Annotated in this window: 20 protein-coding genes; 14 read left to right on the top strand and 6 right to left on the bottom strand. The window is 72.4% G+C overall.

The features are described from left to right. The first annotated feature begins 13 nt into the window (after positions 1–13). From mycP to IG86_RS0125700, 10 genes are all read left to right on the top strand, one after another. Positions 14–1,165 carry a type VII secretion-associated serine protease mycosin gene (mycP, locus tag IG86_RS0125745; protein WP_244306060.1) on the top strand — a complete coding sequence of 384 codons (1,152 nt, stop codon included), beginning with the start codon at positions 14–16 and terminating at the stop codon, positions 1,163–1,165. Positions 1,166–1,221: 56 nt separating this feature from the next. After that, positions 1,222–1,638, top strand: coding sequence for a hypothetical protein (locus IG86_RS0125740; RefSeq protein ID WP_030900015.1), 417 nt, complete (start codon positions 1,222–1,224; stop codon positions 1,636–1,638). Between the two features lie 13 nt (positions 1,639–1,651). Then, on the top strand, positions 1,652–3,937 hold the full coding sequence (locus IG86_RS0125735; protein WP_030900013.1) for a hypothetical protein: 2,286 nt from the start codon (positions 1,652–1,654) through the stop codon (positions 3,935–3,937). Continuing rightward, entirely contained in the window at positions 3,937–4,494 is a 558-nt protein-coding gene (locus IG86_RS0125730) for a hypothetical protein (RefSeq protein ID WP_030900009.1), read from the top strand. Before IG86_RS0125735 ends, IG86_RS0125730 begins: the two co-directional genes overlap by 1 nt. Before the next feature lie 263 nt (positions 4,495–4,757). Beyond that, the gene (locus tag IG86_RS0125725) at positions 4,758–6,212 is read left to right on the top strand and encodes an MFS transporter (RefSeq protein WP_030825336.1); all 1,455 of its coding nucleotides are present in this window, start codon (positions 4,758–4,760) and stop codon (positions 6,210–6,212) included. 54 nt (positions 6,213–6,266) lie between these two features. Further along, positions 6,267–6,467 carry a hypothetical protein gene (locus tag IG86_RS0125720; RefSeq protein ID WP_030825333.1) on the top strand — a complete coding sequence of 67 codons (201 nt, stop codon included), beginning with the start codon at positions 6,267–6,269 and terminating at the stop codon, positions 6,465–6,467. After that, positions 6,464–6,859 carry a type II toxin-antitoxin system death-on-curing family toxin gene (locus IG86_RS0125715; protein ID WP_030825329.1) on the top strand — a complete coding sequence of 132 codons (396 nt, stop codon included), beginning with the start codon at positions 6,464–6,466 and terminating at the stop codon, positions 6,857–6,859. The genes IG86_RS0125720 and IG86_RS0125715 overlap by 4 nt, the downstream gene beginning before the upstream one ends. Before the next feature lie 134 nt (positions 6,860–6,993). Continuing rightward, positions 6,994–8,778 (top strand): DEAD/DEAH box helicase, encoded by a 1,785-nt coding sequence (locus IG86_RS0125710; protein ID WP_030825325.1) that lies wholly within the window; start codon positions 6,994–6,996, stop codon positions 8,776–8,778. 340 nt (positions 8,779–9,118) lie between these two features. Continuing rightward, the gene (locus IG86_RS0125705) at positions 9,119–9,760 is read left to right on the top strand and encodes an IclR family transcriptional regulator (RefSeq protein WP_030662724.1); all 642 of its coding nucleotides are present in this window, start codon (positions 9,119–9,121) and stop codon (positions 9,758–9,760) included. 137 nt (positions 9,761–9,897) lie between these two features. Next, positions 9,898–10,695: a YlbL family protein gene (locus IG86_RS0125700; protein ID WP_078848211.1), complete on the top strand. Its 798-nt coding sequence runs from the start codon at positions 9,898–9,900 to the stop codon at positions 10,693–10,695. Here the strand turns inward: IG86_RS0125700 and IG86_RS0125695 are convergent. From IG86_RS0125695 to IG86_RS0125685, 3 genes are all read right to left on the bottom strand, one after another. Next, the gene (locus IG86_RS0125695) at positions 10,625–11,962 is read right to left on the bottom strand and encodes an MFS transporter (RefSeq protein WP_078906033.1); all 1,338 of its coding nucleotides are present in this window, start codon (positions 11,960–11,962) and stop codon (positions 10,625–10,627) included. The genes IG86_RS0125700 and IG86_RS0125695 overlap by 71 nt on opposite strands. Before the next feature lie 94 nt (positions 11,963–12,056). Next, positions 12,057–12,671 (bottom strand): ArsR/SmtB family transcription factor, encoded by a 615-nt coding sequence (locus IG86_RS0125690; protein WP_030825316.1) that lies wholly within the window; start codon positions 12,669–12,671, stop codon positions 12,057–12,059. A gap of 62 nt (positions 12,672–12,733) precedes the next feature. Further along, on the bottom strand, positions 12,734–13,216 hold the full coding sequence (locus IG86_RS0125685) for an Lrp/AsnC family transcriptional regulator (protein WP_030825313.1): 483 nt from the start codon (positions 13,214–13,216) through the stop codon (positions 12,734–12,736). Positions 13,217–13,358: 142 nt separating this feature from the next. Between IG86_RS0125685 and hppD the strand changes: the two genes are divergently transcribed. Next, positions 13,359–14,504, top strand: a complete 1,146-nt coding sequence (gene hppD, locus IG86_RS0125680) for a 4-hydroxyphenylpyruvate dioxygenase (RefSeq protein WP_030825310.1) — start codon at positions 13,359–13,361, stop codon at positions 14,502–14,504. A 223-nt stretch (positions 14,505–14,727) separates the two neighbouring features. On the opposite strand, the gene IG86_RS45120 is transcribed toward hppD, so the two are convergent. After that, positions 14,728–16,260 (bottom strand): tetratricopeptide repeat protein, encoded by a 1,533-nt coding sequence (locus IG86_RS45120; protein WP_276329195.1) that lies wholly within the window; start codon positions 16,258–16,260, stop codon positions 14,728–14,730. A gap of 96 nt (positions 16,261–16,356) precedes the next feature. Between IG86_RS45120 and IG86_RS0125670 the strand changes: the two genes are divergently transcribed. Beyond that, positions 16,357–17,739 (top strand): FAD-binding oxidoreductase, encoded by a 1,383-nt coding sequence (locus tag IG86_RS0125670; protein WP_030825304.1) that lies wholly within the window; start codon positions 16,357–16,359, stop codon positions 17,737–17,739. Between the two features lie 98 nt (positions 17,740–17,837). Here IG86_RS0125670 and IG86_RS0125665 read toward each other — a convergent pair whose 3' ends face one another. Then, a complete protein-coding gene (locus IG86_RS0125665; RefSeq protein ID WP_030825300.1) occupies positions 17,838–18,317 on the bottom strand; it encodes an SsgA family sporulation/cell division regulator in 480 nt (159 codons plus the stop codon). Between the two features lie 258 nt (positions 18,318–18,575). Between IG86_RS0125665 and IG86_RS0125660 the strand changes: the two genes are divergently transcribed. Then, entirely contained in the window at positions 18,576–20,069 is a 1,494-nt protein-coding gene (locus IG86_RS0125660) for an RDD family protein (RefSeq protein WP_030899996.1), read from the top strand. 96 nt (positions 20,070–20,165) lie between these two features. Further along, complete coding sequence (locus IG86_RS0125655) at positions 20,166–20,894, top strand: RDD family protein (RefSeq protein ID WP_030825295.1); 729 nt, start codon at positions 20,166–20,168, stop codon at positions 20,892–20,894. A gap of 126 nt (positions 20,895–21,020) precedes the next feature. Here IG86_RS0125655 and IG86_RS0125650 read toward each other — a convergent pair whose 3' ends face one another. Further along, on the bottom strand, positions 21,021–21,335 hold the full coding sequence (locus IG86_RS0125650; RefSeq protein WP_030899993.1) for a hypothetical protein: 315 nt from the start codon (positions 21,333–21,335) through the stop codon (positions 21,021–21,023). Positions 21,336–21,796 lie beyond the last annotated feature (461 nt).

The raw sequence follows: 21,796 nt of genomic DNA, 5'->3' as shown, positions 1-21,796 counted from the left end.
GTACGGGATGCACATGCGTAAGGCGACCGCGGCCCTGGTGGGCCTCCTGCTGGCCGGGGTCGCCGCGACCCCGGCCCACGCGGAGACCATCCGATCGCAGCAGTGGCATCTCGACGCGATGAAGGCCGACGAGATCTGGAAGATCACCACGGGCAAAGGGGTCACAGTTGCGGTAATCGACGACGGGGTCAGGGAAATTCCCGAGCTGGCGGGCCAGCTCGTTCCCGGTAAGCGTTTCACCCCTAAAGGTGATGATGGGCCTACCGATGGGGGCAGTCACGGTACGACCATGGCCGCCCTGATCGCCGGAACGGGAAAGCACCCGACTGGTGACGGCGGCTACGGCTTGGCTCCTGGCGCCAAGATTCTTCCAATCCTCGTCGACAACAATGAAAAGAAGACGCCCACGTGGGTTGCGGCAATCCGTTACGCGGCCGACTCGGACGCCAAGATCATTAATATGTCCTTGGGGATCGACGGAACGCCCGAGGACGACCGCGCGAGGGCTGAAGCGGTGAAGTACGCCTTGTTCAAAGGCAAGTTGCTCTTTGCTGCTGTTGGCAATTATGGCGATTCGACTAATGAGCTCGCATACCCCGCCGGGACCCCGGGAGTGGTGGGCGTGGGGGCGGTAGATGCCAGTGGTGAGCCGACCAAGGAATCGCAGCACGGTCCGCAGGTGGACCTGGCCGCGCCCGGCATGGACATCGTTTCGGCTTGCGCTGGCCAAACGGGCCTGTGCAAGAGCCACGGCACCAGTGACGCCTCCGCCCTGGCTTCCGCCTCCGCCGCACTGCTCTGGTCCGCACACCCCGACTGGACCAACAACCAGGTCCTGCGGGTCCTGCTGAACAACGCGGGCAAGCCGGTCGACGGAACTCAGCGCAACGACTACGTCGGCTACGGGATCGTTCGGCCCCGGGTCGCGTTGCAGACGCCCGGGGATCCCGGGCCTGCCGATGTCTACCCGCTGCCTGACCTGGCTGCCGCATCCCAGGCGGGGGGCAGGACTGCCTCGCCCGACGGCGCGGCCGCACAGACCCCCGCCCCCCAGGCCGAGGAGGCGAAGGGCGGTAGCTCCCTGCTCTGGGTCGGGCTCGGGCTCGGGGCGTGTGTGCTCATCGGTGGGGCCGTCACCGCCGTCGTCGTACGCCGCAACCGTTGATCCGCCCCCGCCGCCCCCACCGCTGACCTGACCGCTCCGACTCGGAGGTTCACGCGATGTCGTTCGACGAAGAATGGTCGGCGGCTCGCGCCGCGGCCGGCTCCAACGCCGCCATGCGGCTCAACCAGGCCCCCGCCCCCGGAGGCGGAGGCGCCGACCTCGCGCTCAATCAGGACCAGATCGGCGCCATCGGCTCCGAGGCGTACGAGCTGCACACCCGCCTCCAGACCGGCGGCAAGCACGCCGCCACCGCGACGACCGAGGCCGCCGGGGCCCTCACCAGGGAAGGGTTCGCGAGCGGGGCCGCCCTGCTCAAGGCCAACACCGTCTGGGAGGGCCAGGTGAAGACCCTGGTGGCCGCCTGCGCCACCATTTCCAACGGCCTGAACTACTCGCTCTCCTCCCACGCCAAGGACGAGCAGCAGCTCCACGCGGACTTCACGGCGTCCGCCATCGACACGTACCTGACGTAGGCGAGGCGCCCGCATGCTGACGTACGAGAACGTGATGAACGCGCCCCTGGACACGCTCCAGACCGCGATCACCGACTGGACGGCGACGGCCGGCAAGCTCGACGAGATGGCCGAGGCCGCCCGCAACGGCATGAAGGCCAAGTCCGACAAGGCCGACTGGAACGGGGTCACCGCCGCGGTGGCGCGCGGGTTCGTCGACAAGACGGCGAAGGAGTTCGAGGACGCGGCCAAGGCGGCCAAGGGGATGCACCAGGTCCTCGCCGACGCCCACGCCGCCTTCAAGGCCGCCCGGGACGAGCTGAAGCGGCTCGCCGCGGAGGCCCCGGCGGCCGGCTTCCGGATCGACGCCACCGGGCGGGTCAGCGCCATCCCCCTGCCCACCGAGGCCGAGCGGAACGCGGCCCGCCACGACCCCGACCACCAGCAGACCCTCAACGCGAACCGCAACGCCTGGCAGTCCCGGGTCAACCGGGCCGTCGAGAACGCCCAGGACGCCGACGACTCCCTGGCCCGCGTACTCCAGGCGAACGCGGCGGACGAACACGACTTCAACGGACCGAAGTTCACCACCCTCGACGCCGAACAGGCGGCCCGCGCCGCAGACCTGATGAAGAAGGTCACCGGCCCGGGCGGCACGGCCCGCAACGTCGAGGCGCTGCGCGAGCTGGAGGAGCTGCTGGACGACAACCGCGAGGACCCCGAGTTCTCCACGGGCCTGTTCCGGACCATCGGCGCCGAGGGCACCCTGCAGCTGTACTCCGCGATGTCCCTGGACGCGACGAGCCTGGGCGCCGCCGGCAAGGACCGGGCACTGATGGTCGCGAACATCCAGAGCGACATGGGCGCGATGCTGGGCCTCGCCACCCACAAGGACGTCCCCGGTCACCTCGACGCGGCCTGGACGGCCCAGCTGATGAAGGCCGGGCACAAGGAGATGGCCGTCTTCGGCGGCGTCCGGCAGATCTACGGCTACCAGGCCCTCGGCGCGCTGCTGCGCGAGGGGAAGTACGACACCGAGTTCCTGACCTCGGTCGGCCGCGACATGATCGCCATGGACCGCAAGGACCCCGGCGCCTGGGAGTTCCACACGCCGATCGGCCTGGAGACCGTCCTGAACCAGGGCCCTGAGGGCGGCCGCGGCTTCTATCCGCTGACCGGGCTCATGGAGGCGCTGGGCAACAACCCGGACGCGGCGACGGCCTTCTTCAACGAGCCGGTCCGGGAAGACAGCAACGAGGACGGCATCGTCACGAAGGACGACAAGCCGGTCGGCGGCCGGCACGGCAACGACCGGGGCATGGTCGACTACATGCTCGACAAGAAGCCGTACATGGACGGCTTCGACATCACCCCGACCGGCGACCTCCGCCCGGCCCAGCAGGCCCTCGGCGACGCCCTGGTGGCAGCCGTCTCCCACCGCAGCCCCGGCGACGAGGACGCGCCGCCGGTCGCGCACACCAGGGAGATGGCGGCCGTCATGGAGCGGATCGTCGAGAAGATCGGAGACAAGCCGGAACTGGTCGACGCGAAGCCGGGGGACCCGGAGGGTCCGCTGAACGGCCTGTCCGGGCACTTCGGCCAGATGGCGGCGGAATACATGCCGGACATCCAGGCGGCCGCGGACAACACCGGCCGAATGATCAAGGCCAACGGTGTGATGGCCGAGTTCAACAAGGCCGACATGGCGGCGTTCATCGGCGCGGTGGGGCAGGACCCGGACGCGTACGGAGCCGTCACCAACGCCCAGCGGGCCTTCACCACGACACTCGTCAACGACGTCATCGCGCACCGCACCGAGTACGAGGAGATCGACGCGGCGATCACGGTCGCCGTCCACCCGGGCGGCCAGATCGCGGGCATCCTCTCCGAGGCCAGGGCCGAGGGGACGTTCGCCGAGAACGGCCACAAGGCGGAGGAGTACGTCAAGGGCGTCGAGGACAACGCCAAGTGGGTCAACCGCGTCATCAGCGCGGCGGGCGGCAAGTACCTGGAGATGGTCCCGCTCGCCGGCGATGTCGTGGAATGGCTCCAGGAGGACATCGCGGAGAGCGTGGTCGAACGGGCGAAGAAGGACCAGGCGGACAAGACCGGCGAGGCCGACCACAAGGCCGTGCTCGACTACACGCAGGCCCAGGTGGAGGCCGGAGAGTCCGCGGCGCAATCGGTCCGCAAGGCCGCGGAGGGGACGGGCATGAACCAGCGGAGCATCGACGCCCTCGCCGGCACGGCCTCGGCGCAGACGGCCAACGCGCACGCCGTCGGCCGCGGCCAGGTCGTCACGTCGAACGGCGGCTCCTGATGGGCCGCGCCCCCCGGGCCCGGACCGTAGCCCTGCTCGTCGGCACGCTGGTCGTGGCGGCCGTGCTGGCGGGGTGCGCCGAGGAGAAGAAGGCTGCGGCCCCGCAGCTGCCGGAGCGCACCTGCTTCGGTGTCTTCACCCGCTCCGATCTGGAACCTCTGATGGGCTACGGGGAGACGGTGAAGGTGTCCGGACCGGCCGACGCCCGGCTGACCGCCGAGCGCCGCGCCGCCACGTGCAACGTCGATGTGGACGGCAGGGGCCGGGTCCTGGTCTCGGCCACCCGTCAGCCCCTGGGGCAGAGCTTCTTCTGGCCGCCCACCGACCAGAACCGGCCCGCGCCCGAGCCCCTCCCCCTGGGCGACAAGGGGATCGTGTGGGACACGGGCGCCCGCGTCGCCCTCACCTGCAAGGGGACCGAGGACTCCTTCGAGCTGGAGTTGGGGCTCAGCGGATCCGTGGAGCACGTGAAGTCGGGCACGGCCCGTGCCCTGTTCACCTCGCTCATGACCGAGTACCTGGAGTCCGCCAAGCAGCAGACCGGCTGCGGCACATAGCGCGGCGCGACGGAAAAGACCGAGGCCGCCCAAGGGTGCGCCTGCCCCCGGGCGGCCTCCGCCGCGTGCCGGGACCGGGGTCCCGGTACACGACCGTGGTGATGTCCACGACCGTACGCGGGCGGGCGCCGGACCGGGAAGGAGAAGGGCCCGGACGCAACAGGGTTGGCATGTGGCGTTCACAGACCTAGGTCCCGGGGCCGAGGGCGGGATCGGTCGAACGGACAGGGTCGAAACCGGGCTGTGCACCTTACGCTGGGGCGATGAGCGCCCTCGAACCCCGCGTGCCGCAGAGAACCGCACCCCTCCCGACCCCGCCGCGGGACAGCGGTGTCATGGGGCCCGCGTACCGGACGCTCAGCATCGGGATCATCTCGGTCGTCTTCCTCATCGCCTTCGAGGCGACCGCCGTCGGCACCGCCATGCCCGTCGCCGCCCGCGAGCTCGACGGGATCGGGCTGTACGCCTTCGCCTTCTCCTCCTACTTCACGACCAGCCTCTTCGGCATGGTCCTGGCCGGCCAGTGGGCCGACCGGCAGGGCCCGCTCAAGCCGCTGACCGTCGGGATCGCCGCCTTCGCCTCGGGGCTCGTGGTCTCCGGGACCGCCGGCGCCATGTGGGTGTTCGTCTGCGGCCGCGCCGTACAGGGCTTCGGCGGCGGGCTCGTCATCGTCGCGCTGTACGTCGTCGTCAGCCGGGCCTACGAGGAGCGGCTGCGGCCCGCGATCATGGCCGCCTTCGCCGCCAGCTGGGTCGTCCCCTCCATCGTCGGGCCGCTGGCCTCCGGCACGGTCACCGAGCACCTCGGCTGGCGGTGGGTGTTCCTCGGCATACCCGTGCTCGTCGTCGTACCGCTCGTCGTGGCACTGCCCGCCATACGCCGGACCGCCTCCGGTCCCGTCGACGGCGAGCCCCGCCCCTTCGATCGGCGGCGCATCCGGCTGGCGCTCGGGATCTCCGTCGGCGCGGGCCTGCTCCAGTACGCCGCCCAGGACCTGCGGTGGCTCTCGCTCGTGCCCGGCATCGCCGGCGCGGCCCTGCTGGTGCCCGCCGTGCTGGGGCTGCTGCCGCGCGGGACGTACCTGGCCCGGCGCGGGCTGCCGTCCGTGGTGCTGCTGCGCGGGGTCGCCGCGGGGGCGTTCATCGCCGCCGAGAGCTTCGTACCGCTGATGCTCGTCACCCAGCGAGGGCTCAGCCCGACCATGGCGGGCTTCTCCCTCGCGCTGGGCGGGGTGACCTGGGCGGGCGGCTCCTGGGTGCAGTCGCAGGGCCGCACGGCCCCCTACCGGCAACGGCTGATGGTCATCGGCATGGTGCTGGTGGCGCTGGCCATCGCCGCCGCGCCCGCCGTGCTCATCGAGTCCGTGCCCGTGTGGACGCTGGCGCTGGCCTGGGCCGTGGGGTGCCTGGGGATGGGCCTGGTGATCGGCTCCACGAGCGTGCTGCTGCTCAAGCTGTCCCCGCCGCAGGAGGTCGGCGCCAACTCCGCCGCCCTGCAGATCTCCGACGCCCTCGCCAACGTCGTGCTGCTGGCCGCCGGAGGCGCCGCCTTCGCCGCGCTCGGCGGCGGGGCGGTCGGGGCCGCGCACGCCGTGACCGCCGCCGGGGCGGGGGCGGCCTCGCACCCCGCCGCGTTCGCGGTCGTGTTCCTGCCGATGGCCTGCGTGGCCCTGGTGGGGGCGTGGGTCGCGACCCGGCTGGAGCCCGCGGAGGGCTGAGCCGACGGAAACCCCCGTGCCGTGGCCCCGGCCCGGCGGCTACCGTTTCCGTCCATGAACAAGATCACCATCGGGCTTTCCGGCGCCGACCGGGCGGAGCTGGGCGATCTGGCCGATGCCACCGGGCGCACCCCCGAAGACGTCGTACTGGAGGCCGTACGGGCCCACCTGCGGGCCGAGCGGGAGAAGGTCGCCCAAGCCGCCGCACGGCTCGCCGAGAGGCACGCCCCCCTCCTGCGCAGGCTCGGCCGGTGAGCACCACCGAGTCCCGCCGGCACCTCACGCTCGCCGAGGTCCTCGATCTCGCGGCCTGCGCCTGCCTGGCCCAGGGCCGGCCCGTCGAGCTGCGCGCCCCCGGCCTGCTGGAGTCGGCGGTGCACCGACCGCGGGCGCGCATGTTCGGGACCCCGGCCTACGAGGACCCCTACGAGCAGGCCGCCGCGCTGCTCCACGGCATCGCCGCCAACCACCCCCTCGTCGACGGCAACAAGCGCACCGCGTGGCTGGCGGCCGCGACCTTCCTCGCCGTCAACGGCGTCGACCTCGCCGACGCGGACCAGGAACGCGCCTACGACCTGGTCATCGACGTGGCCGCGGGGCACGAGACGCGGATCGCGGCGATCGCCGCCCGGCTGCGCTCCATGTGACGCTCGCCGCACCGCCCGAGGTCACGGGCCTGTCCCTCCGCGAGGGGCGGGCCCGCCCCGGTAGGGTGGCCCGGTTGTCCTACGTACGACCGCCTGCCCCGTACCGAGTACGCCGAGAGCACGAACCGGAGACCGTGACTACTACCGCCTCCCACCACCTCTCACCCGCCTTCCCTGGCCGTGCCCCGTGGGGCACCGCCAGCAAGCTGCGCGCCTGGCAGCAGGGAGCGCTGGACCGCTATATCCAGAACCAGCCGCGGGACTTCCTCGCCGTCGCGACCCCCGGCGCAGGCAAGACCACCTTCGCCCTCACCCTCGCCTCCTGGCTGCTGCACCACCACGTGGTGCAGCAGGTGACCGTCGTCGCGCCCACCGAGCACCTGAAGAAGCAGTGGGCGGAGGCCGCGGCCCGGATAGGCATCCGGCTCGACCCCGAGTACTCGGCGGGCCCGCTCAGCAAGGACTACCACGGCGTCGCCGTCACCTACGCCGGTGTCGGCGTGCGCCCCATGCTCCACCGCAACCGCTGCGAGCAGCGCAAGACCCTGGTGATCCTCGACGAGATCCACCACGCCGGTGACTCGAAGTCGTGGGGCGAGGCCTGCCTGGAGGCGTTCGACCCGGCGACCCGCCGGCTCGCGCTGACCGGTACGCCCTTCCGGTCCGACACCAACCCCATCCCGTTCGTGACCTACGAAGAGGGCAACGACGGGATCCGGCGGTCCTCCGCCGACTACACCTACGGCTACGGCAACGCGCTCGGCGACGGCGTCGTCCGGCCGGTCATCTTCCTCTCCTACAGCGGCAACATGCGCTGGCGGACCAAGGCGGGCGACGAGATCGCCGCCCGGCTCGGCGAGCCGATGACCAAGGACGCCATCTCGCAGGCCTGGCGCACGGCCCTGGACCCGCGCGGCGACTGGATGCCCAACGTGCTGCGCGCCGCCGACCAGCGGCTCACCGAGGTCCGCAAGGGCATCCCCGACGCGGGCGGGCTCGTCATCGCCTCCGACCAGGACTCGGCCCGCGCGTACGCCAAGCTGATCCGGGAGATCACCGGGACCAAGCCGACCCTGGTGCTGTCCGACGACACCGGGGCGTCGAAGAACATCGACACCTTCAGCGCGAACGACGACCGCTGGATGGTCGCGGTCCGCATGGTGTCCGAGGGCGTCGACGTACCGCGCCTCGCCGTCGGCGTGTACGCGACGACGATCTCCACCCCGCTGTTCTTCGCGCAGGCCGTCGGACGCTTCGTGCGCTCGCGCAGGCGCGGCGAGACGGCGTCCGTGTTCCTCCCGACCATCCCCTACCTCCTCGGCTTCGCCAACGAGATGGAGGTCGAGCGCGACCACGTCCTCGACAAGCCGAAGAAGCAGGGCGAGGAGGACCCCTACGCCGAGTCCGAGAAGGAGATGGACGAGGCGAACCGGCAGGAGGACGAGGACACCGGCGAGGACGAGCAGATGTCCTTCGAGGCGCTGGAGTCCGACGCCGTCTTCGACCGGGTGCTGTACGACGGCGCCGAGTTCGGCATGCAGGCGCACCCGGGCAGCGAGGAGGAGCAGGACTACCTCGGCATCCCCGGGCTGCTGGAACCGGACCAGGTGCAGATGCTGCTGCAGAAACGGCAGTCCCGGCAGATCGCGCACAGCCGGCGCAAGCCCGACACGGAGGCGGACCTGCTGGAGCTGCCGGCCGAGCGGCGGCCCGTGGTTTCCCACAAGGAACTGCTCGAACTGCGCAAGTCGCTCAACACGATGGTGGGCGCCTACGTCCACCAGAGCGGCAAGCCGCACGGCGTGATCCACACGGAGCTGCGCCGCGTCTGCGGCGGACCGCCGAGCGCGGAGGCGACCGCGGGGCAGATCCGCGAGCGCATCAAGAAGGTGCAGGAGTGGGCGACCCGTATGCGGTGAGTTCGCCCGAAACGTATGACGGGGTCCGTGCGGAGGTTCGCACGGACCCCTTCGTCGTCCCGCAGTTTCCGCGCCTGTGCGAATCGTTGTCACGAAACGACACCTGAGGCGATCAGGAAACGGCACAAACAGGTAGCACGCGCCCGGATTCTGGACGAGCCCTTCCGCTGAGCGGACCTGCTCGCTACATTCCCCGCATCGAACGCACCGTGGCAGCGCCGCCGCGGGAGCGCAGCCGGTGCAATGGCCGCTACCGGCGGCCTCTCCTGTGCGCCGCCGTGGGACCGGCGGTGTGCCACCGCGAGAGTCACCGCCGCTCACCGAAAGAGGGAGAGGCGTCGTGACCGCGGAAACCTCCCAGACTCTCGACAGAGGGCTCAGAGTCCTCAAACTGCTCGCCGACACCGACCACGGTCTGACCGTCACCGAGCTCTCCAACCGCCTCGGCGTCAACCGCACGGTGGTCTACCGGCTCCTCGCCACCCTCGAACAGCACGCCCTGGTCCGCCGTGACCTCGGCGGCCGGGCCAGGGTCGGGCTCGGAGTGCTGCGGCTGGGCCGGCAGGTGCACCCACTGGTGCGCGAGGCGGCCCTGCCCGCGCTGCGCTCCCTCGCCGAGGACATAGGCGCCACCGCGCACCTGACGCTCGTCGACGGCACCGAGGCGCTCGCCGTCGCCGTCGTGGAGCCGACCTGGACGGACTACCACGTGGCCTACCGGGCCGGCTTCCGCCACCCGCTGGACCGCGGGGCCGCCGGGCGGGCCATTCTGGCCGCCCGTCAGGGCTCCCTCATCGAACCGGGGTACACGCTGACCCACGGCGAGCTCGAAGCGGGCGCCAGCGGGGCCGCGGCGCCGCTGGTGGGCATCAGCGGACTGGAGGGCAGCGTCGGCGTCGTCATGCTGGCCGACGCCGTGCCGGAGCGGGTGGGGCCGCGGGTGGTGGACGCGGCGCGGGAGGTCGCCGACGCCCTCCGCTAGGCAGCGGGCTCGGCGGATCCGGGGGCTTTCTGTTTGCCTGCCGGGTCCGGCGCCGTTGCCGGGGGCGCTGCCCCCGGGCCCCCGCGCCTCAAACGCCGGCGGGGCTGATCAGGGGCGCGGGCGGATAGATTGGGCGGGTGCTCTCTCGTCTCACACGTCTGCCGCGTCCCGCCGCCCTGGCCGTCTGTGCCGTGCCCGTGCTCGGGCTGTTCGCCGTCGCGGCCTTCGCGCCGCTGCCCTTCGTGGTCGCCGTGCCCGGGCTCACGGCCGACGTTCTGGGGTCCGACCAGGGCAAGCCCGTCATCACCGTCTCCGGGGCCCCGGTCCGGGACACCAGCGGCCAGCTGCGGATGACCACCATCCGGGCCACCGGGCCGTCCTCGACGATGAAGTTGCACGAACTCGTCGGCCACTGGTTCAAGACCGATCAGGCGGTCCTGCCCCGGGAGGCCGTCTACTCCTCCGGTGGAAGCGACGAGGAGATCGAGAAGCACAATCTGGAGGAAATGGCGAAGTCGCAGTCGGCCGCCGCCGATGCCGCCCTCGGCTTCCTCCACAAGGACCCCCAGGACGTGAAGGTCGACCTCAACCTCGCCGACGTCGGCGGCCCGAGCGCCGGGCTCCTGTTCTCCCTCGGCATCGTCGACAAGCTCGACGGCGACGGCAGCGGCGGCGACCTCACCGGCGGCCGCAACATCGCCGGTACGGGCACCATCACCGCCGACGGGAAGGTCGGCGCCGTCGGGGGCGTGGCCCTGAAGACCCAGGCCGCGCGCCGCGACGGGGCCAGCGTGTTCCTCGTACCGAAGGACGAGTGCGCGGACGCGCAGTCGGAGCTGCCCGAGGGGCTGCAGCTGGTGCCCGTCACTTCGCTGACGGATGCGGTGAACGCTCTTCGCGCACTGAACCGGGGAGAGCCGGCCCCGTCCTGCTGACCTCGGGCTCGCGCTCCATCCCGCGCCAGGCCGGGAAGACCAGCGGGGCGAGCGTCGTGAGCAGGTACGTGCCGCCGAAGAGCAGCAGCGCCGTGCCCACCCCGAGACCGTCGACGAGCAGGCCCGCCGCGAGTCCGCCCATCGGCATGGTCAGCTCACAGCCCGCCGTGGTCACCCCCGCGACACGGCTGCGAAGCTCCTCGGGGACCCGCTCGTAGAGGACCGTGGACAGGATCGGGTTCAGCATGCCCACGCCCAGGCCGGCCAGCGCCATCGTCACCGCGAGGGGAAGGGTCGTGTCGGTGAGGGCGGCCACCACGTACCGGGTCGCGCCGGACACCAGGAAGGCCGTCGCGAACACCGCCCGGCGCGGGAACCGCTCGCCCCACGCCCCGTAGAGCAGGGCGCCCAGCAGCGCGAAGCCGCCGAAGAGGGAGATCATCAGGCCGATGGTGGTGGCGCCGCCGAGGACGTCCCGGCCGTGCACGGGCAGCAGGACCGAGGACCATCCCTGGTCCAGGCCGTTGGTCATCATGACCATCACCGTGATGCCCAGCAGCAGCCGGGAACGGGTCAGGAACGCCCAGCCCTCGGCGAGTTCGGCGCGGTAGGCGGCGAACGAGGCCCTTCCGGCGGCCCGTTGCGGCTCGGCGGCCGGGACCCCGCGCAGGAAGGCGGAGACGAGCAGCGCCGACACCCCGAAGGTGGCCGCGTCCAGCAGCAGTACGGTCTCCGCGCCGAACGCCGCGATCAGTACGCCGGCCACGGCCGCCCCGATCATCCGCGCCCCGCGCGAGACCGCGTCGTAGAGGCTCGCGGCCCGGGACAGGGTGGTGCCGGCGTGCTCGGCGAGGTTGGGCAGGAGCACGCCGCGGGCGGTCAGCCCGGGGGTGTGCACGAGGCCGCCGACGGCCATCAGCGCGCACAGCATCCAGAACTCCAGCACGCCCAGGTGGTGCAGCAGCGGGATCGCGCCGACCGACAGGCCGCAGATCAGGTCGGAGGCGGCGGAGATCCGGCGGCGGCCGATCCGGTCGATGACCGGTCCGCCGACCAGGGCGGCCACGATGACGGGCAGGGTGGCGCAGAAGGCGACGACCCCGGCCCGGCCGGCGCTGCCCGTGGTCTGGAGCACGAACCACGGGACGCCGATCAGGGTGAGGGAACTGCCCGCTATGGAGATGGTGTTGGCGGCCAGTACGGCGGCCAGCGGGCGCCGGCTCGTGGGGCGTAAGGCCTGGCTGCGGGCATGGTCGACGGAGGGCACGGCGAACTCCTTCGGGTGCGGTGGTGGTCGCGCGGCGTGCCGGTGCGCGGTGCGGTGGTGGTCACGCGGGGCGGCGGGAGGCCGCGTGCGGCTGCTACTCGGACGCGGAGCGCGGGAGGACGTGCGTGTGGATGCGGACGGTCCGGGTGTCCTCCGCCTCGGGCAGGTCACGGTAGGTGTTGATCACGTCGTGCAGCCGGCCGACCATTTCCTCGCTCTGCCCGGGCGTCAGCCGCAGGGTGAAGTCGCTGAGGTCGGCGCCGGGTTCCCAGCGGCCCAGCCGGGTCTGGGCCTCGGAGATCCAGGCGGAGACCTCCTGGGTGTGGTTCGTGGCGACGGCCTGCAGGAAGACCGCGGCCGCGCTGCTCGTGGCCGGGTCGGCGTCGTGGATCAGCGATCCGTCGAAGCCGGTGCCCTCGTGCGCGGCCCGCCACCATCGCTCCCGGCCCTTGCCGTGCCCGACCGCGTCCTCGACGAAGCCGTGCGCGGCCAGCTGGCGCAGGTGGTAGCTGGTGGATCCGCTGGACTCCCCGAAGCGTTCGGCGAGTTGGGAGGCGGTGGCCGGGCCCTTCCGGCGCAGGTCGGCCAGCAACTGCATCCGCAGGGGGTGGGCGAGGCCGCGCAGGGCCCGGGCGTCGAGCATGCGGAGGGTGGGCTCCACGGGCTCCCGCCCATCGGCGGGCGTGTTCTCGGGGCGGCTTTCAGGCATGCCCCGACTCTAGAGATGCAAAGAGTTCTCTGCAAGGGTTTCTTTGCATAGAACTCTTTGCATCACTGGGTCCGGGTGTCGTCCGCCGCGGCCTGCTCCACCAGCGGGATGATCCGGAACGGCACCGGGTTCTCCATCACGATCGCCGTCGAGGCCCTGACGATCCCGTCGAAGCCGACGACGCGGTCGATCACCCGCTGCAGATCGGCGTTGGACCGGGCCACCAGCCGGCACAGCATGTCCCCGTGGCCGGTGGTGGTGTGCAGCTCCAGCACCTCCGGGACCCCGTCCAGGTGGGCCCGTACGTCGGCCCCCTGCCCCTGCTTGATCTCCAGCGTGGCGAAGGCGGTCACCGGATACCCGAGGGCCGTCGGATCGACCTGCGGGCCGAACCCGCGGATGACCCCGTTGGACTGCAGCCGGTCCAGGCGCGCCTGAACCGTCCCGCGGGCCACGCCCAGCCGGCGCGAGGCCTCCAGCACCCCGATCCGGGGCTCACGGGCCAGCAGGACGATGAGCCGGCCGTCGAGATCGTCGATGCCCATGGGAGCCTCCGGATGCCCACGCATGCTCGCGGGTGGTCATAGTGCACAGATGTTTCACACAGCCTGCGGTCATCCTGGGCAGTTTGTACAGCCGATCAGGAAACTATTGCGCAGCTTGTGGATCGGCGGGACTCTGCGTCTCATGACTGAGACCCTCGACACCACCCCGCACACCGCGCGTGAGGCAGACCCCTTCCCGGTGAAGGGCATGGACGCGGTCGTCTTCGCCGTCGGCAACGCCAAGCAGGCCGCGCACTACTACTCGACCGCCTTCGGCATGAAGCTCGTCGCCTACTCCGGACCGGAGAACGGCAGCCGCGAGACGGCCAGCTACGTCCTGACCAACGGCTCCGCCCGCTTCGTGCTGACCTCGGTCATCAAGGCGACGACCGACCACGGCCGCTTCATCGCCGAGCACGTCACCGAGCACGGCGACGGCGTGATCGACCTCGCCATCGAGGTGCCGGACGTCCGCGCGGCGTACGCGTACGCCGTCGAGCAGGGCGCCCGCGGCCTGGACGAGCCGTACGAGGTCAAGGACGAGCACGGCACGGTCGTACTGGCCGCCATCGCCACCTACGGCCAGACCCGCCACACCCTGGTGGAGCGCGGCGACTACACCGGCCCCTACCTGCCGGGCTACGTCGCCGTCGAGCCGATGGTCGCGGCCCCGGCCAAGCGCACCTTCCAGGCCATCGACCACTGCGTCGGCAACGTGGAACTCGGCCGCATGAACGAGTGGGTCGCCTTCTACAACAAGGTCATGGGCTTCACGAACATGAAGGAGTTCGTGGGCGACGACATCGCGACCGAGTACTCGGCGCTGATGTCCAAGGTGGTCGCGGACGGCACCAAGAAGGTCAAGTTCCCGATCAACGAGCCGGCGATCGCGAAGAAGAAGTCGCAGATCGACGAGTACCTGGAGTTCTACAACGGTCCCGGCGTCCAGCACATCGCCCTGGCCTCGAACGACATCGTCTCCACGGTCCGCTCGATGCGCGCCGCGGGCGTCCAGTTCCTCTCCGTCCCGGACACCTACTACGACACGCTCGGCGAGTGGGTCGGCGACACCCGCGTGCCGATCGACGAGCTGCGCGAGCTGAAGATCCTCGCCGACCGCGACGAGGACGGCTACCTGCTGCAGATCTTCACCAAGCCGGTGCAGGACCGCCCGACGGTCTTCTTCGAGATCATCGAGCGCCACGGCTCGATGGGCTTCGGCAAGGGCAACTTCAAGGCGCTGTTCGAGGCCATCGAGCGCGAGCAGGAGAAGCGCGGCAACCTCTGAGGTCGCGCACGTACCTACAGGCCCCCGGCCGACGCCGGGGGCCTGGGGCGTGTCTCGCGGGCCCGGCCGACGGGACCCGGAAGACACGCCCGGGGCTGCCGTCGGCCCCGGTGCGCCGGGTCGGGCGCGCCGCCGCGTGGTGTCCTCCGGAGGGGAGTGGGCCAAAACGCGGCGCGCCGCCGACCCGGGCACCGGGCCGCACGAGCGGCCGCCCCGCAGCTCGTCAGCGGACGGCCGGGGAGGGCTTCGGGTCCGCCTTGGCCGGCGGCTTCGGCTCCGCCTTGGCCGTGGGCGTCGGCTGCGGGTTGGGCTTCGGAAGCTCCGGCTCCACCCACGGCGTGACCGGCTGCAGATGCTCCGGCCCGCCCGGCGCCGGCTGCCCGATCGACGCCAGCGCCTCCTTCGCCAGCGGACCGCGCACCGGCGAGAAGTACGGGTTCGTCCGCAGCGCCTCCTGCAGGTGCCGCCGCGCCCCCGCCTCGTCGCCCAGGGCCCGCTCGATCATCGCCCGGTGGTAGGCGAAGTCGGCGCTGCGCAGCCCCGGCTCCGTCGCCTTCTTCGCGTACTCCAGAGCCGCCGTGTGCTCGCCCGCCCGGTGCAGCGCCCACCCCAGCGCGTCCGCCGCCTGCATGCTCTTGTGCCGCTCCCACTCCTGCGACAGCCGCCGCACCGCCGCCGCCGGATCCCCGTGGTCCGCCTCGTACAGGCCCAGCACGACGTCGGCGTCCACCCCGTTCGCACCGTCCCGGGCCGCCATCGTCGCCAGCGCGTCGTACTGCGCGCGCGCCTCCTGCTGCCGGCCCAGCGACTCCAGCAGCTCGCCCATCTCCCGGGCCAGCTGCGGCACCGGCGTCCGACCCAGCGCCATCCGGTAGTCCCGCACCGCCTCCCCGCCGCGCCCCAGCGCCGCCAGCGCGCGGGCCCGGCCGGCCAGGGCCTCCGCCTGCGCCGGATCGGTCCGCAGCGCCCCCTCGTACTGCCTCAGCGCCTCCGCCGCGTCACCCCGCTCCCAGGACAGCTCCCCGAGCCGGAACAGCGCGTACGCCTTCTCCGCGGGAGCCTTCGCCGCGGCCGCCGCGGACTCCATCGACACCACCGCGTCCTCGCGCCAGCCGCGGTCCCGGTAGACCTGCGAGGCCCTGATGTGCGCCACCAGCCCCGGCCGCAGCTCCAGCAGCAGCTCCATCGCCTTCTGGGCGCCCTTGTAGTCGCCGAGCCCCGTGTACGCGTCCACCAGCACCGGGTACGCCGTCCACCGCCGCGGCGCCTGCGCCCGTACCAGCTCGCCCCACTTCCGGGCGGTCCCGAAATCCCGCCGGGCATTGGCCAGCGCGCCCATCCCCGTCATCGCGTCGAAGTTGCCCTTCTCCGCCGGGCGCACCTCCAGCGACCGCTTCAGGGCCTTCTCCGCCTTCGGGTACCAGGTCGAGTCCGCCGTCCGCCGCGCCTGTTCGAGGTACGCGGAGCCCAGGACGGCCCACGACGCCTCGTCGTCGGCGTGCGAGGCCACCCACTTCTCCCGGTCCGCCACCAGCGCCACCACGTCCGTCGCCGAAGCGGGCGCACCCATGGCCACCGCCGCGGCGGCGCGTTCGCTCGGCCCCGGCGGGCGCGCGTCGTCACCGGTCCGGGCCGGCCGGATCAACAGGGCCCCGGCGATCAGGACCACCGCCACCCCGGCGGCCACGAGCGTCTTGCGGCCGGTGAAGGTCACGGGCGGCGCCGGCGTCTGCGAATCCTCGTCGAAACGGTCCATGGGGTCACTGTGCGTCAATATGAAGAGCGGGCCGGGGTGTCCGAAGACGTGCGCGGGCGTGTTCACACCGATGGCCCCGGCTGCCACGCTGGCCCCATGGATGATGACCTCTCCGCACGTCTGCGAGCGAGCCTCCTCGAAGGGCTCCCCGCCGACGCCCTGCTCACCGACCCCCAGGTGACCGCCTCCTACGCCACCGACATGGCCAGCTTCTGCGCCGCCGGCACCCCGGCGGTCGTCGTCCTGCCCAGGACCGTCGAACAGGTCCAGCACGTCATGCGCACCGCCACCGCCCTACGGATCCCCGTGGTCCCGCAGGGCGCCCGCACGGGCCTGTCGGGCGGCGCCAACGCCACCGACGGCTGCATCGTGCTGTCCCTGGTGAAGATGGACCGGATCCTGGAGATCAGCGCCGTCGACCGGATCGCCGTCGTCGAGCCGGGCGTCGTCAACGCCGTCCTCTCACGGGCCGTCGCCGAACGGGGCCTCTACTACCCGCCCGACCCCTCCAGCTGGGAGCAGTGCACCATCGGCGGCAACATCGGAACCGCCTCGGGCGGCCTGTGCTGCGTCAAGTACGGCGTCACCGCCGAATACGTCCTCGGCCTCGACGTCGTCCTCGCCGACGGACGGCTGCTGCGCACGGGCCGGCGCACCGCCAAGGGCGTCGCCGGATATGACCTCACCCGGCTCTTCGTCGGCTCCGAGGGCAGCCTCGGAATCGTCGTACGGGCCGTCCTCGCCCTCAGGCCGGCGCCACCCCGGCAGCTGGTCCTGGCCGCCGAGTTCCCCTCCGTCGCGGCCGCCTGCGAGGCCGTGTGCGCCGTCATGGAGGCCGGGCTGACCCCCTCGCTGCTTGAGCTGATGGACCGTACGACCGTCCACGCCGTCAACGCCCTCGGCAGGATGGGCCTGCCCGAGGCCACCGAGGCGCTGCTGCTCGCCGCCTTCGACACGCCACACGCCCCCGAGGACCTCGCCGCCGTGGGGGAGCTGTGCACCGCCGCCGGAGCCACCGCCGTCGTGCCCGCCGAGGACGAGGCGGAGTCGGAACTGCTGCTCCAGGCCCGCCGGATGGCCTTCCCCGCGCTGGAGGCCCTCCGGCCGGCCACGATGATCGACGACGTGTGCGTGCCCCGCTCCCGGCTGGGGGAGATGCTCGACGGCACCGCCGCCATCGCCCGCGCCCAGGGCCTCCTCATCGGCGTCTGCGCGCACGCCGGCGACGGCAACACCCACCCGATCGTCTGCTTCGACCCCGCCGACGAGGACGAGACGCGGCGGGCCCGCGAGTCCTTCGGCGAGATCATGGGACTCGGCCTCTCCCTCGGCGGGACCATCACCGGCGAACACGGCGTCGGCGTGCTGAAGAAGGAATGGCTCGCCCGTGAACTCGGCCCGGTCGGAGTGGAGATGCAGCGCGCCGTCAAGCAGGCTTTCGATCCACTGGCGCTCCTCAACCCCGGCAAGCTCTTCTGACCGTACGAGGCGCAGTCCGCTCGGGTTGCGCAGGGCGCGCGGGATCCGGCGCCCGCGCGGATTACGGGGACCGCGCGGCGTGCGGGGGCCGTTCGTCATCACAGGTCCCCGTCCGCCGACTCGTCCGACGGCCACGGGTCGCGCAGCCACAGGTCGTCGGCCGGCGTCGGGGTGAGCAGCTCGGCCAGCGCCGCGTCCAGGCCGAGCCGCTCGGACTCGCTGCCGGGCGGGACGACGCGCAGGGTCCGCTCCAGCCAGGCCGACACCGACAGCGCCGGGGCCTCCAGCAGGGCGTCACCGTCGGGGGAGCTGAGCGCCATGCAGAGCACGGCCTCGTTGTCGACCTTCGTGGGCCAGATCCGGACGTCGCCGTGACCGCACGGGCGGAACACCCCCTCGACGAGCAGCTCGCGGGCGAAGGTCCAGTGGACCGGGGTGTCCGAGCCGGTGTGGAAGGTGACGTGGACGGCGTACGGGTCTTCCGTGAGGTAGAGCAGGCGCGCGGGGACCGGGATGCTGCGCTCGGGTGACAGGACCAGCTTCAGTTCCAGCTCGCGCTCGATGACGGGGTGGTGCATGACTGCCTCACTTCGGTTCGGTGCGTGGGGCAGGATGGCGCCCCACACCCGCAGAGAGCTCGCATGTGCCCGGGTATGACGCGACTTTCGACGACGAACGCGAGATTGGCCGAATCTTGTCGGCTGGCCGAAAACCTTCGTGTGGAGTGACGTTCGCTCAATGGCTTGGATTCTCCCGTTACCGGACCTGTCGGCCCACGGTTCTTGGCTATGGTCCTCCCCTTGCACAAGCCTCAAGCCACGATCGGAGTTGGGGACATGACGGCCTCCCCTGGTGACGGCGAGCACGCGGCCCGCGAGGGCTACTACCCGGATCCGTCCATCCCGGGGTACATCCGGTACTGGAACGGCGCGGCCTGGGTCCCGGGTACGAGCCGCCCTGCCCCGGTGGCGCCGGCCCCCCTTCCCACGCCCGTTCCCGCGCCCGCCCCGGCCCCCGCCCCCGCTCCCGCCCCCGCTCCTGTTCCGGTCCGCCCGCTCACCGCCCAGGCTCCCGTCGCCGCGCCCGCCGTCCGCGCCGACGAGACGGGGCCGGTGTTCCTGGACCAGACCTCCATGACCGAGGCGCTGCCGGAGCCCGCTCCGGAGCGCGTGCCGCAGCGCGTGCCGGATCCGGAGCCGGCGCCCGTGGCCGCGCCGGCGGTGTGGCAGGCCGACCCCGTGCACCAGGCCGGCTTCGGCGGTCCCCGCGACCGCAGGGTGTCGTGGGGCAGCCCGCAGGACGCCGATCCGGAGCCGGTCCCCGCGACCGCCGAGCCCGCCCCCACCCCTGCCCCCGACCCCGAGCCCGGGCAGTCGTCGGCCCGGCCCGCGGGGATCTCCCTGGCCCGTACGCCGTCCGCGGCGGCGGCGCCCGCGAGGCTCCCCGCGCAGTCCTCCGAGGGCATCCTGTCGGCGCGCTCCCCGGCCGCGCAGTCCCCGGCGGCCCCGGCCGCCCCCGCATGGCCCGACGCCCCCGGAGCGGGCGGCCCCGGCCCTTCCGGGGTCACCTCCTCCTGGCCCGAGGCGGCCCCCGCCCCGGCCCCGGCTCCGGCCCCGGCCCCGGCTCCCGAGCGTGCCCCGGCTCCGGCTCCGGCTCCCGCCCCCGCGCCCGCCCGCCCCGAGGTGTGGGAGCCCCGGCCCGCGGGAGTCCGCCCGAAGGTGCCGCAGCCCGCCGCGGACGCCGCCCCGGCCGAGCCGGGGGCCGGGGGCTGGGAGCCGCGCGGATCCGAGGAGGCCCGCCCGGGCGCCCCCACCGGCCGCGCCGGCACGCCCCGGGCGGTCTTCGAGCGGATGGCGGAACGGGCCGTGCGCCCCGCCGGGCTGGTGCGCCGTACCCTCGCCCGGGCCCTGGACTCCCTCGTGTTCGCAGCCGTGGCCGCCGCCGTCGCCCGGCCCCTCCTGCCCGGGGCCACCGCCCACGTCCAGGCCAAGGTCGACGCGGCCCGGGCGAGCGGCCGCACCACCACCGTCTGGCTGCTCGATCCGACGATCGCCGCCGGCCTCGGCACGGTCTTCGGGGCCGTCCTCCTCTTCGGCCTCTTCTACGAGGTGCTGCCCACCGCGCGCTGGGGCCGCACCCCGGGCAAGAAGCTGCTCGGCGTCCGCGTGCTGGCCACCGCCACCCTGCGCCCGCCGTCCTTCGGCGCAGCCCTGCGCCGCTGGCTCGTGTACGCCTTGCTGGGCCTGCCCGGCAGCCTGTGGTGCCTCGTGAACCGCCCGCGCCGACAGGCCTGGCACGACAAGGCGGCCAAGACGTACGTGGCCCGCTAGGGAGCGCACACGACCCGGGTTCGACTCGGCGGCGCCCCTGCCACGAATGGACGCGGTCCCGTTGCGGGGGCGGCGGACCCGGGTTCGACTCGGGCCATGAGTACCGACCAGCCGCCGCCGGGCCAGCCGCCCGAGGAAGACCCGTTCCGCAAGAAGCCCGAGGAGCCGACGCCTCCGTCAGGCGGTTCACCGTACGGTCCGCCGCCCCCCGGGAGCGGCGGTCCGCCGCCCCCTGGCGGCCCGGGCCCCGGCGGCGGGGGATACCCGCCCCCTCCGCCCCCATACGGCGGCGGAGGCGACCCGTACGGCGGTGGCGGCGGCTACGGCATGCCCGACCCGCTGGCCGGCATGCCCCCGCTCGCCGACTTCGGCAAGCGGCTCGCCGCGCGCGTCATCGACGTGGTGATCGTCGCCGTCCCGCTCTTCCTCATCCAGCTGGCCTTCGGCACCAACCGCTACATGGTCGAGACCGACCGGGGCGAGGACGTCAGCGAGGTCTTCACCAAGTCGTACAGCGGCAGCGGTCTGATCATGACCCTGATCTCGATCGTCGCCTACCTCGGCTACGACTGGTGGTTCACCAAGAAGGACGGCAGAACGGTCGGCAAGAGGGCGATGGGCCTGCGCGTCGCCATGCTCAACGACGGGACCGTGCCGAACTCCGCCACGTCCCTGACCCGGGCCGCGGTGCTCTGGCTGCCGACGCTGATCTGCTGCTTCTGCCTGTGGCCGATCGCGCTGATCATCTCGATCCTCGTCGACAAGCCGTACAAACAGGGCCTGCACGACAAGGCGGCCAAGACCGTGGTGGTCCAGTCGGCCTAGGCGGTGGTCCCTGACCACGCCGGACCGCACGCGCACACGCGCGCAACGCACGACTGCGACGCGGGCGGCCTCCCCCCGAGGGAGGCCGCCCGCGTCGCAGTCGTGCACCCGCCGGAGGGCGAAGTGTCAGTGGTGAACGGGGTGTTCGGCCGACGCCGTCCGGGGGTCGGGCACCCGGGCGTCCTGCGCCGTCTCCCCGGCGGACGCGACGGACCCGGCGGATCCGGTCGGCGCACCGGCGGCCGTGCGCGCCGCGTGTCGGCCGCGGCGCCTGGGGACGGGCACGGTGAGGGCGACGAGCAGACCCAGGGCGAGCGCGGCGGCGGAGATGACCGCTACGCCGAGCCCGGTGCTCGTCTGCGAGAGCAGCAGCATGGCGATCGTCGACACGATGACCGTGGCGGACCCGTACGCGAGCTGTGCGGCAGTCGGACGCGGCATGGCGATATCCGTCCTCGGTGAGGGGGAGGGGGAGTCGGCTCAACCAACGTCGCGCGTCAAGTGACTCTATGACGGGGATGCCCGGGGGGAGCCACCGGTAAGCGTGACCTAACACACGGTGCCGGAGCACAGGGGGCGCACGGGGTCATTTTTCGCGCCCGGTAGGGGCCCGGACAGGGGGAGAAAGGGGACGGTACGGACCCGTATCGAGGTCGGGAAGCGCCCTTCGCCCCGTATGGCAGTGGAACGTCCGGATAGCGGAACTCCCTGACCGCATAGTGCAGTTGTAAGGTTCAAGTCAAGGTCTGTCTTTTCTCGCGTCTCTCCGGTCAAATGTCGTCACTTGAGACGCGCGCCGCGCGGAACCCCCCGCTCCTATGGAGAAGTTCCGAACTCAGACGTTGCGGCCGCGGGAGGGGAACGACATCAAGTGACCAGCAATTCCGCCAGACGGCGTGCGA

This window comes from Streptomyces virginiae, assembly GCF_000720455.1.
In the GTDB taxonomy this organism is placed as follows: domain Bacteria; phylum Actinomycetota; class Actinomycetes; order Streptomycetales; family Streptomycetaceae; genus Streptomyces; species Streptomyces virginiae.
The sequence above is the reverse complement of the archived record's forward strand: the minus strand, read 5'-3'. Positions and strand labels throughout refer to the sequence as shown.